Source organism: Oceanobacter sp. ABM4_470, from assembly GCF_056158645.1.
Genome location: NZ_JBSWTR010000001.1, coordinates 991,949 through 1,003,142, shown reverse-complemented (window position 1 = coordinate 1,003,142; position 11,194 = coordinate 991,949). Strand labels below are relative to the sequence as shown.

9 protein-coding genes are annotated in these 11,194 nt (G+C 55.3%); all 9 read left to right on the top strand.

The genetic code is table 11. From position 1 onward, the window contains the following. Positions 1–407 precede the first annotated feature (407 nt). The 9 genes from rsxA to ACXADJ_RS04305 all read left to right on the top strand — a co-directional run bounded on the left by rsxA (position 408) and on the right by ACXADJ_RS04305 (position 11,179). Complete coding sequence (gene rsxA, locus ACXADJ_RS04345; RefSeq protein WP_028294218.1) at positions 408–989, top strand: electron transport complex subunit RsxA; 582 nt, start codon at positions 408–410, stop codon at positions 987–989. A gap of 22 nt (positions 990–1,011) precedes the next feature. Continuing rightward, the gene (gene rsxB / locus ACXADJ_RS04340) at positions 1,012–1,656 is read left to right on the top strand and encodes an electron transport complex subunit RsxB (protein WP_475063496.1); all 645 of its coding nucleotides are present in this window, start codon (positions 1,012–1,014) and stop codon (positions 1,654–1,656) included. Continuing rightward, positions 1,653–4,463 carry an electron transport complex subunit RsxC gene (gene rsxC, locus ACXADJ_RS04335; protein ID WP_475063494.1) on the top strand — a complete coding sequence of 937 codons (2,811 nt, stop codon included), beginning with the start codon at positions 1,653–1,655 and terminating at the stop codon, positions 4,461–4,463. Before rsxB ends, rsxC begins: the two co-directional genes overlap by 4 nt. Then, positions 4,463–5,524: an electron transport complex subunit RsxD gene (rsxD, locus tag ACXADJ_RS04330; protein WP_475063492.1), complete on the top strand. Its 1,062-nt coding sequence runs from the start codon at positions 4,463–4,465 to the stop codon at positions 5,522–5,524. The genes rsxC and rsxD overlap by 1 nt, the downstream gene beginning before the upstream one ends. Further along, a complete protein-coding gene (gene rsxG, locus ACXADJ_RS04325; protein ID WP_475063490.1) occupies positions 5,524–6,186 on the top strand; it encodes an electron transport complex subunit RsxG in 663 nt (220 codons plus the stop codon). Before rsxD ends, rsxG begins: the two co-directional genes overlap by 1 nt. A 1-nt stretch (position 6,187) precedes the next feature. Beyond that, a complete protein-coding gene (locus tag ACXADJ_RS04320) occupies positions 6,188–6,901 on the top strand; it encodes an electron transport complex subunit E (protein WP_475063488.1) in 714 nt (237 codons plus the stop codon). Between the two features lie 861 nt (positions 6,902–7,762). Continuing rightward, positions 7,763–8,776: an amino acid ABC transporter substrate-binding protein gene (locus ACXADJ_RS04315; protein ID WP_475063486.1), complete on the top strand. Its 1,014-nt coding sequence runs from the start codon at positions 7,763–7,765 to the stop codon at positions 8,774–8,776. Positions 8,777–8,843: 67 nt separating this feature from the next. After that, positions 8,844–10,040: an amino acid ABC transporter permease gene (locus ACXADJ_RS04310; RefSeq protein ID WP_036536686.1), complete on the top strand. Its 1,197-nt coding sequence runs from the start codon at positions 8,844–8,846 to the stop codon at positions 10,038–10,040. Between the two features lie 2 nt (positions 10,041–10,042). Then, entirely contained in the window at positions 10,043–11,179 is a 1,137-nt protein-coding gene (locus ACXADJ_RS04305; RefSeq protein WP_245582676.1) for an amino acid ABC transporter permease, read from the top strand. Positions 11,180–11,194 lie beyond the last annotated feature (15 nt).

The window sequence follows — 11,194 nt, the reverse complement described above, 5'->3', positions numbered from 1 at the left end:
GTAGGGCGCGGCCTGCAGCCCGCCAGAACGGTGTTGGCGAGCCAGCGCGGCCCGATTTGGAAAGGACTGGTCATTCCGTTGCATTCACCGCCTTGTTCTTACAATCTGCAGGACTCGCGCACGACTGCATGGATGTAGGAGGTAGGGCGAAGCAGGAAGCCAGAGCCGAGAGCTGTGCAGAGTTATTCAGAGGGTCCCTGGAGGTCTCTGGTCGAATGAACGTCATTTGCTCAAAATCCTGCCCCAACACCCTCTGCTCCAGTTTTTCCGCATAGCGTTATTACCAAAACCAATAAAAACATTGCTCTCTGTTTATTGATGGCAATAACAGGTTTTTGGGATAATACGCCACCCTGATTTCCTGGCTGGCTGTTTTTTAACCAGCAGCCACTCACCCGGAGCACCGAATGACCGAGTATCTGCTGATTCTGGTTAGCACAATATTGGTGAACAACTTTGTACTGGTTCAGTTCCTCGGCCTGTGCCCATTCATGGGCGTTTCCAACAAGCTGGAAACCGCCATCGGCATGGGCGCAGCAACCACCTTCGTACTGACACTGGCGTCCCTGTGCAGCTACATCGTTTACAACTACCTGCTGCTACCACTGGACCTTGTGTACCTGAAAACCATCAGCTTCATCATGGTGATTGCGGTGGTTGTTGGCTTTACCGAATTGGCTATTCGGAAAACCAGCCCACTTCTGTACCGGGTTTTGGGTATATTCCTGCCATTGATTACCACCAACTGTGCGGTACTGGGCGTTGCCCTGCTGAACATCAAACGCGACAACAGCCTGGTGGACTCAATTCTTTATGGCTTTGGCGCAGCCGTTGGTTTTTCTCTGGTAATGGTGCTGTTCGCTGCTATGCGTGAGCGCATTGCCGTCGCCGACGTACCAACGCCATTCAAGGGTTCCGCCATTGCCATGGTAACGGCGGGCCTGATGTCACTGGCATTCATGGGCTTCACCGGCCTGGTGAGCATCTGATACCGGAAGACGAGGCACACACATGACCACCATTATTATTGCTATTGCAGTGCTCGCCGTTCTGGCGCTGATTTTCGGCGCGGTACTGGGTTTCGCTGCGGTAAAATTCAAGGTTGAAGGCAACCCTATCGTTGACCAGATCAACGACCTGCTGCCACAAACCCAATGCGGCCAGTGCAGCTACCCTGGCTGTAAACCCTATGCCGAAGCCATTGCCAGCGGCGAAAAAATCAACAAATGCCCACCGGGCGGTGAAGGCACGATTCAGGCACTGGCTGACTTGCTGGGTGTTGAACCTGAACCGCTGGACGCCGAGCACGGTGCCGAAGCGGCAGGCCCGAAAGTGGCGGTTATTCGCGAAGACGAATGCATTGGTTGCACCAAATGCATCCAGGCGTGCCCGGTTGACGCCATTATTGGTGCCGCCAAGCAAATGCACACCGTGGTTGCTGACGAATGCACCGGTTGCGACCTGTGTGTCGAGCCATGCCCGGTAGACTGCATTGACATGGTGGCCATCGAACACGACACCAACACCTGGTACTGGGAAGCCCCGACGTCCGGCGTCGAGCTGATTGCTACCGACCGCAAGCCCGGCGTTGCTGCCGTTAGCAACGACGAAACCACCAACGATACTGACGATTCGAACAAGGACCAGGCCGCATGACCCATCTGATTCAGCTGCACAGCTTTGATGGGGGTATTCACCCGGCTGAAAACAAGCACCAGAGTACCCAGCGACCGATCCAACCGGCGCCCCTGCCAGACCAACTGGTGCTGCCACTGGGCCAGCACATTGGTGCCCCGTCCAATCCGATCGTGAATGTTGGCGACAGCGTTTTGAAAGGTCAGCTGATTGCTGAACCACAAGGCTTCGTCAGTGTTGGCTTGCACGCCCCGACTTCCGGCGTAATCAAAGCCATTGAGCTGCGTCCGGTTCCCCACGCTTCAGGCTTGCAAGACCTCTGTATGGTGATTGAGCCCGATGGCAAGGAGCAGTGGATTGAACACCAGAGCCTGCTAACCGAACTTGGCGTCGACGACCTCACCGATATTGATCCCGCCAAGGTGGTTGATCGTATTCGCGGTTGTGGCATCGCCGGTATGGGTGGCGCGGGCTTCCCGACGTCCGTCAAACTGACCGTCAAGCGCGACGACAAAGGCGATACGCCGATCGACACCCTGATTCTCAACGGTGCCGAGTGCGAGCCATACATTACCGCCGACGACATGCTGATGCGTGAGCGCGCCGAAGAAATCCTTCGTGGCGCCCAGGTGCTGATGTACCTGCTGAATGCCAAACGCTGCATGATTGGTGTGGAAGACAACAAGCCCGAAGCCATTGCCGCACTGAATCGCGCCGCGGAAAGCTTGCACGAAGAACATCACATCGATGTGGTGGCCATTCCGACCAAATATCCATCTGGCGGTGAAAAGCAGCTGATCCAGATTCTGACCGGCAAGGAAGTCCCGTCCGGTGGTATTCCGGCCCAGCTCGGCATCGTCTGTCAGAACGTAGGTACCGCATCAGCTATTTATCGCGCGGTGTACCACGGCGAGCCGTTGATCAGCCGCATCACCACAGTGACCGGCGACACCGTAGCCAACAAAGGTAACTGGGAAGTGCTGTTGGGCACCCCGGTATCGCATCTGCTGGAGCTGTCTGGCTATCGCGCACAGAAGCGCGAACGGGTTGTAATGGGTGGCCCGATGATGGGCTTTGCCCTGCCCCACACCGAACTGCCGGTGGTGAAAACCACCAACTGTTTGCTGGCGCCAACGGAAAAAGAAATGCCGTTGAACGACGCCGCCATGGCCTGTATCCGCTGTGGCATGTGCACCGAGGCCTGCCCGGCTCAGCTGCTGCCACAACAACTGTACTGGTTCAGCCGCGCTGAAGAATTCGACAAGGCTGAACAGCACAACCTGTTCGACTGCATTGAGTGTGGAGCCTGCTCCTACGTATGCCCAAGCCAGATTCCACTGGTGCAGTACTATCGCCACGCCAAGGGTGCCATTCGTGAAGAACGTGCCGCCCAGGCGAAATCCGAGAAGGCCAAGGAACGCTACGAGCGTCGACTGGCTCGACAGGAACGCGAAATTGCTGAAAAAGAAGCCAAGCGTAAAGCCCGTGCCGAAGCTGCCGCCAAGGCCGCAGCCGAGAAAAAAGCCGCTGCTGCCGCTGGCAATGCTGCTCCGGCCGCTGCCAAACCGGCCGCAGCTACATCCGCAGCACCTGCCACCAGTCCAGAACTGGAAAAACTGCAGAAGCAGCTGACAGCAACGCAAACTGCCATTGCCAAGACCAAGGAAAAGCTCTCCGAAGCCAAGCAAGCGGTAGAAGCTGGCGACGAAAGCATGCAAACCAAGGTCGATACCTTCACCGCGGCGCTGGAGAAATCCCAGACCAAGATGAAGGCACTGGCAAAAGACATTGCAGCCGAAAAGAAATCCCTGAAAGAACAGGCCAGCGCCCCAGCGACCGATGGCCCGGACAAGGGCGATCCAAACAGCCCAGAGCGACTGAAACGCAAGTGGGAAACCGCCCAGGCACGCCTGGACACCGCCCTGAAGCGTTTGGAAGAAGCCAAGACACAAGGTTTGGATACCGTCGAAGCCCTGCAAACCGGCATCGACAAACAGCAAGTTCGTGTTGACGAAGCCAAAGCCGCCTACGAGGCGTCTCTTGGCCAGACATCAGAGCAGCCATCCAGCAACAGCACCACAGATGCTCAACCGCAACTGAGTGCCGAAGAAATCGAAGCGCTGCAGAAAAAACTGCTGGCCCAGCAAGACAAGCTGGCAAAGATGGAAGAACGTCTGGCCACTGCCAAAGAGCAAGGGCTGGATACCGTTGATGCCATCGCCAAAGGCGTTGAAAAGCAGCGCAGCAAGGTGGAAGAACTGCAGCAGCAGTTGCCTGCGGCTGAAGATACTCCGGCAGCCCCAGCTCAGACTACAGAGCCGGAAGCAGCAGAAGTGCCACAGCTGAGCGCCGAAGAAATCGACGCCCTGCACAAGAAACTGCTGGCCCAGCAAGACAAGCTGGCGAAGATGGAAGAACGTCTGGCCACTGCCAAAGAGCAAGGCCTGGATACCGTTGATGCCATCGCCAAAGGCGTTGAAAAAGCACGTGCGAAAGTAGAAGAACTGCAACAGCAGTTGCCAGCGCCTGAAACGACTCCTGCCCCAGCTACCGAGCCGGAAGAAGCAGAAGTACCACAGCTGAGCGCCGAAGAAATCGACGCCCTGCACAAGAAACTGCTGGCCCAGCAAGACAAGCTGGCGAAGATGGAAGAACGTCTGGAGATGGCCAAAGAACAAGGCCTCGATACCGTTGAAGCCATCAACAAGGGCGTGGTGAAACAGCGCGATAAGCTGACCACCATGCAACAACAGCTGGCCGCCGTCGCTCCCGATTTGGCCGCCAGCTTGAACCAGAACCCAGAAACCACCGAAAGCGGAACCCACTGATGGCCTTGCTGACTCTATCGTCCCCTCACGCTCACGGGCGCAACAGTACCAGTAAGGTGATGATGACCGTGACCCTGGCAACCCTGCCAGGGCTTGCAGTTATGACCTGGCTGTTCGGTTTCGGCACTCTGATCAATACCGTACTGGCGGCTCTGGTTGCCGTGGCGACCGAAGCCGCCATCCTGAAATTGCGCAATCGCCCGGTATCGTTTTTTGTCAAAGACAACACCGCGCTACTGACCGGCGTATTACTGGGTCTGGCACTGCCTCCCCTCGCGCCCTGGTGGATCACCGTCGTGGCGACCATGTTTGCCATCATTTTTGCAAAGCAACTGTACGGCGGTATCGGCAATAACCCGTTCAACCCTGCCATGGTTGGCTACGCACTGGTGCTGGTGTCTTTCCCGGTACAGATGACCACCAACTGGGCAGCTTCCAGCCAAATGGGCCTGGATGGCGCAACGGTGACTCTGGCCAGCTTTGGCGATGCCCTCAGCACCATTTTTGCCGGTGGCGCTGCTGATGCGTTCACGGGTGCTACCCCTCTGGATGCCTACAAACACCAGATTGCCAGCAAGACCGCCGCCGAAGTATTGGCCGAACCCGTCTTCAACGGCTGGCTGAATGGCGGCTGGGAATGGGTCAACCTGGCGTTTCTGGCCGGTGGTTTGTTCCTGATCTGGAAGCGCATCATCACCTGGCACATCCCGGTATCAATGCTTGGGGCTCTGGCCATTTGCTCGCTTGTACTGGGCTGGGATGAAGACCTGTACACCCCGGTATCCCTGCACTTGTTGAGCGGCGCGACCATGCTCGGTGCCTTCTTTATTGCAACCGACCCGGTGTCCGCTTCAACCACCAAACTGGGCCGACTGATTTACGGCGCTGGCATTGGTATTTTCCTGTACCTGATCCGTACCTGGGGTGCCTATCCGGATGCCGTGGCCTTTGCAGTCTTGCTGATGAACTTCGCTGCTCCGTTTATTGACGCCTACACCCAGCCACGTACCTACGGCCACAAGAAAGCGGCCCGTGGCCTGAAAAAACCGGAGGCCAAATAATGAAAGAACTGTTCGCCTCCATTCGCAAAAACGCCGTTGGCCTCGGCTTGTTTGCCGTTGTCACCGCCGGTGCCATTGCCGTCGCCCAGGTAGGCACCAAAGAGCGTATTCAGCAGAACATTCGCGCCGCAGAAGCCCGCGCCTTGAATGAAATCGTGCCCGTCGGCAGCTATGACAACAACTTGCTGACCGATGTCACCACCGTCGATGAACGCTTTAACCAGCAACTGCTGGGGCCGTTGAAAGACGACGCCGCCATTCACATTGCTCGCCGCGATGGTGAAATCAGCACACTGATTTTCCCGGTCGTCGCCCCGGACGGCTACACCACCGTGATCGACATGCTGGTGGGCATTAACGCAGACGGTACCGTCGCCGGGGTACGAGTGGTTGCCCATCGCGAAACCCCGGGACTGGGCGACAAGATTGATATGAAAAAGTCCGACTGGGTGCTGGAGTTCAACGGCAAATCGCTGTTTGGTCTGGGTGAAGACGAATGGGCCGTTAAAAAAGATGGCGGTGCCTTCGACCAATTCACCGGTGCCACCATTACCCCGCGCGCCGTTGTTGGCGCTGTAAAACATGCGCTGCAGTTTTTTGAGCTGCACAAGGCTCAGCTGTTGAGCCTGCCAGCCACCGATTCGTCCGAGGAGCAACACTGATATGGCCAAATCCCTTCAGGATATTTCCCTCGACGGCTTGTGGAACAACAACCCGGCGCTGGTTCAGCTGCTGGGCTTGTGCCCGCTGCTGGCCGTAACTGGTTCCGTCGTGAATGCCCTGGGCCTGGGCATGGCGACCATGATGGTACTGATCGGCTCCAACTTCTCGGTGTCGCTGATTCGTAATCATGTGCCAGATGCCGTGCGCCTGCCGGCCTTCGTTATGATTATTGCTTCGTTCGTAACCGTGGCTGAACTGGTGATGCAAGCCTTCACCTACGAACTCTATGAAGTGCTGGGGATCTTTATCCCACTGATCGTAACCAACTGCGCCATTCTGGGCCGTGCCGACGCCTTTGCCTGTAAAAACCCGATTCTGCCTTCGGTGGTCGACGGCTTTATGATGGCCATGGGCTTCACCGTGGTACTGGTGCTGCTGGGCGCCATGCGAGAGATTCTGGGTCAGGGCGTGCTGTTCTCCGACATGCAACTGCTGTTTGGCCCAATGGCGGCCAACTGGAAGATCGAGCTGTTCAGCAATTACCCGGACTTCCTGTTTGCCATCCTGCCTCCTGGTGCTTTTGTGGCGATGGGCCTGTTGATTGCCGTGAAAAACGTGATCGACAAACGCATCAAGGATGCTGCCGAAGCTCGTAAAGAGCCCGTTGAAGCCAGTGCTCCGAAACGGGTTCGGGTAACCGGCAAGGTAGGCTGACCTTCTGCTCACTTCTATGCGCCTACTGCCGGAATCTGGCAGCAGGCGCATCCATTCTCCCAACCCCAGAAACGCTCCGGCAGAATTAAATCCTGCGGCCATTCCACTGCAAAAGAGCGTCAGCCACGCCGACCGTGCTGCTATTTTTGGTAATTCCGCGGCACACAATTCATGAGCCACCAGCACATATTCCACGCAGACTATTCAGCTCGCTCTGCAATTTATTTTTCTGACCAATCTCTCCGCTAATCACCTATTCAGCCATCAGTCCAATCACCGAGCCGATTCAGCAAAAAGCGGCAGATAATTCCTGAAACCATCCCTGTAGGGGCAAGCAAAGCCGCTGAAGGCCTTGCCATATGGGCTATTGGGTCAATCAGGATCATGACAGCGTCTGCGCCTCAAGAAAAAGTACCGCCGCCGCATTAACAGCCCTCTTCCACCATTTAGCATCGGTAATACTGTCACCCACAAACAGCAGCACCGCTTGCGCCGATACGTTGCTGCGGGCTATTGATACTTTCGTTTGCACTATTTGTGAACTTGCACATATTCCAAAAACCCCAGTTTTACAGGCGGTGTTACGTATCGCCCCAATTGCGTGCACCCGCTTCGCACAGATACGCAGCACAATGCCCTAAAAAAATGCACCCTTTTAGGGCCTTTTATAACCCTTAGCAATCTTTTCCTATTTCAACTTTGGTTTTCAGAATTTAATTCTCTAAAAACAGGGTTTTTATCCATTTGTACTTTTTATTTGGTTTTATCAACAGGACTTTCAGGGTTGGCATTGTCTTTGTATTACATAGAGGCACCAAGAGACTGATGAAACAACCTACTAAAAATCAGGGAGCTACACCTATGTTGAAAAAGCTGACTACCGCAGCAGCAGTACTGTCCATGGGCATCGCAGCATCTGCACAGGCAGGTACTCTGGACGATGTTAAAGAACGCGGCATGCTGTCATGTGGCGTAAGTACTGGTCTGGCTGGCTTTTCTCAGAAGGATGAGAAAGGCAACTGGAGCGGTATGGATGTCGACGTATGTAAAGCAGTAGCCGCTGCTGTACTGGGTGACGCCAACAAGGTGCAATACAAGCCACTGACTGCGAAAGAGCGTTTCACCGCCCTGCAGTCTGGTGAAGTCGATATGCTGTCCCGTAACACCACCTGGACTCTGACCCGTGACGCTTCTCTGGGTCTGAACTTCGCTGGCGTTAACTACTACGACGGTCAGGGCTTCATGGTTTCCAAGAACCTGGGTGTTAAATCCGCACTGGAACTGGACGGCGCTGCCGTTTGTATCCAGGCCGGTACCACCACCGAACTGAACCTGGCTGACTACTTCCGCGCTAACGGCATGAAGTACACTGCCATCACTTTCGACACCTCTGACCAGACTCGTGCTGGCTTCGAAAGCGGTCGTTGTGACGTACTGACGTCCGACCAATCCCAGCTGTACGCCATCCGTATTGGTCTGAAAAACCCATCCAACGCCGTGGTTCTGCCAGAAGTTATCTCCAAGGAGCCTCTGGGTCCTGTTGTTCGTCAGGGTGATGACGCCTGGTTTAACGTGGTTAAGTGGTCTCTGACTGCCATGATTGAAGCTGAATACCTGGGTCTGGACAGCGCCAACGCTGACAAGATGGTTAAGTCGGGTTCTCCTGAGCAGAAGCGTCTGCTGGGTGTGGAAGGCGATTCCGGTGAAAAACTGGGCGTAGGCCAAAAGTGGGCTTACAACATCGTCAAGCAGGTTGGTAGCTACGGCGAATCCTTCGAGCGCAACGTTGGTAAGGGTTCCCCACTGCAAATCTCTCGTGGTCAAAACGCTCAATGGAATAAGGGCGGCCTGATGTACTCCAACCCAATCCGTTAATTCGGGTTTATTCCGCTACACCTGCCCGCCGCTGTTCTGCGGCGGGTAATTCCACCAAGAGATAATTATGACAAACGCATCCAGCTCAACTAAAGGGCAAGGATCTGCCCCGGCGTTTTATAACAATCCTCATATCCGAGCGGTTTTCTACCAGATTTTGTTGGTAGCGGCGCTTGGCTATTTCCTGCTGACCATTATTGGTAACACTCTGGCCAACATGGAAGCTCGCGGCATCAAGACCGGTTTCGACTTCCTGACCACGACGGCCGGCTTCGACATTCTGATGTCGTTGATTCCTTACGATGCCAGCTATACCTACCTCGATACCTTTTACGTTGGCTTGCTGAACACGGTTCTGGTCAGCGCCATCGGTATCGTTCTGGCCACCATCGTTGGTTTTATCATGGGCGTTGCCTATTTCTCGCCAAACTGGCTGATTCGCAAGGCGTCTGTGGTGTACGTAGAAACCTTCCGAAACATCCCGTTGCTGCTGCAAGTATTCTTCTGGTACTTCGCAGTGCTGGCGGCACTGCCCAATGCTCGTAACAGCCTCAACCTTGGCGATGCTTTCTTCCTTAACATCCGCGGTCTTTACCTGCCAAAACCACTGGAGGAGCCCGGTGCAATGGTGGTTTACGTTGCCATGGCCGTTGCCGTTGTAGGCACCTGGTTCTTTGTTCGTTATGCCAAAAAGAAGCAGGATCTGGAAGGTACCCAGCTGCCAACGTTCCGCATCTCGCTGGCCATACTGCTGGGCCTGCCAATTCTGGCCACACTGGTAATGGGCGTTCCTTTCCACCTGGAATACCCGGAACTGAAAGGCTTTAACTTTCGCGGTGGCATTACCATCATTCCCGAACTGATGGCGTTGGCGATTGCGCTCACCATCTACACCGGTGCTTTTATTGCAGAGGCTGTACGTGCCGGTATTCAGTCCGTGCCTAAAGGCCAAACCGAAGCGGCTCGCAGCATCGGTCTGAAAGACAGCAAGATCATGAAGTTGATCATCGTGCCGCAAGCCATGCGCGTGATCGTTCCTCTGCTCAACAGTGAATATCAGTCGCTGGTCAAGAACTCCACGCTGGCGACGGCCATTGGTTATCCGGATCTGTTTACCGTGTTTGTAGGTACCTCCCTGAACCAGACGGGTCAGGCGATTGAAATCGTCTTTATGACCATTGCGGTGTACTTCGCCGTCAACATGACCATTTCGTTCTGCATGAACTGGTTTAACCGTCGCGTTGCCCTGGTAGAGAGGAAGTAATCATGACCAAGACAACTACGGGTGCCATGGGCACTCAAGCACGGGTTTTTGAACCCAGCCCGGCTCAACCAGCGCCAGTTACCTCTACCGGTGCCTACGCCTGGCTGCGCGAAAACCTGTTCTCTGGCTGGCTCAACAGCCTGGTAACCATCGGTGTGGTTGCCCTGCTGATGACCTTGCTGCCACCGCTGTTCAACTGGCTGTTCTTCGACGCCAACCTGAGTGGCTCAACCCAGGCCGACTGTACCGGTGACGGTGCGTGCTGGGTGTTTATCAAGGTTTGGTTGCAACCTCTGCTGTACGGAAGCTACCCAACCGAGTCGCTGTGGCGTGTAAACCTCAGCCTGGTATTGCTGTTTGGCACCCTGGCATCACCGTTCTGGCTGCCAAAGCACCTGCGCAACAAGGTTGATATTGCCATGCTGCTGGCCCTGCCTTTCATCGCCATCATCATTCTGGATGGTCGTCTGCTGGGTCTGGACTACGTTGCTACCGATTACTGGGGTGGCTTTGCCCTGAACCTGTTCCTGGCTGCTGCCAGTATCATTCTGGGTATGCCACTGGGCTTCCTGTGGGCACTGGGTCGTCGCTCCCAAATGCCGATGGCGCGCAGTATTTGTGTGATTCTGATTGAGTTCTTCCGTGGTACGCCCGTTCTGGCCCTGTTTTTCATGGGCTCGGTGATGCTGCCGCTGTTCTTCCCGGAAGGTACCAATGTCGATAAGCTGCTGCGGGTTTGGATCGTTCTGACCCTGTTTATGGCGGGCTACATGGCTGAAGTGTATCGCGGTGGTTTCGCAGCGATCCCACAAGGCCAGTACGAAGCGGCCGACGCACTGGGCCTGAGCTTCTGGCAGACGACCTTGCTGGTGATCCTGCCACAGGTGATCAAGGTCTCCATGCCTAACATTCTGGCAACCGCTGTAATGCTGTTCAAAAACACCACCTTCCTGATGATTATCGGTATTTTTGAAGTCCTCAGCACCGCACAGAACGCCCTGACAAACTCCAACTGGCTGGGTGGTTTCTCGACCGAAGCCTACCTGTTTGTGGCCGTGGTTTACTGGGTATGCTGCTTCAGCATGTCCTCTGTAGCTGCCCACATTGAACGTAAACTCGACACCAGCCACCGCTCCTGAAGCAGGAATCAAGAA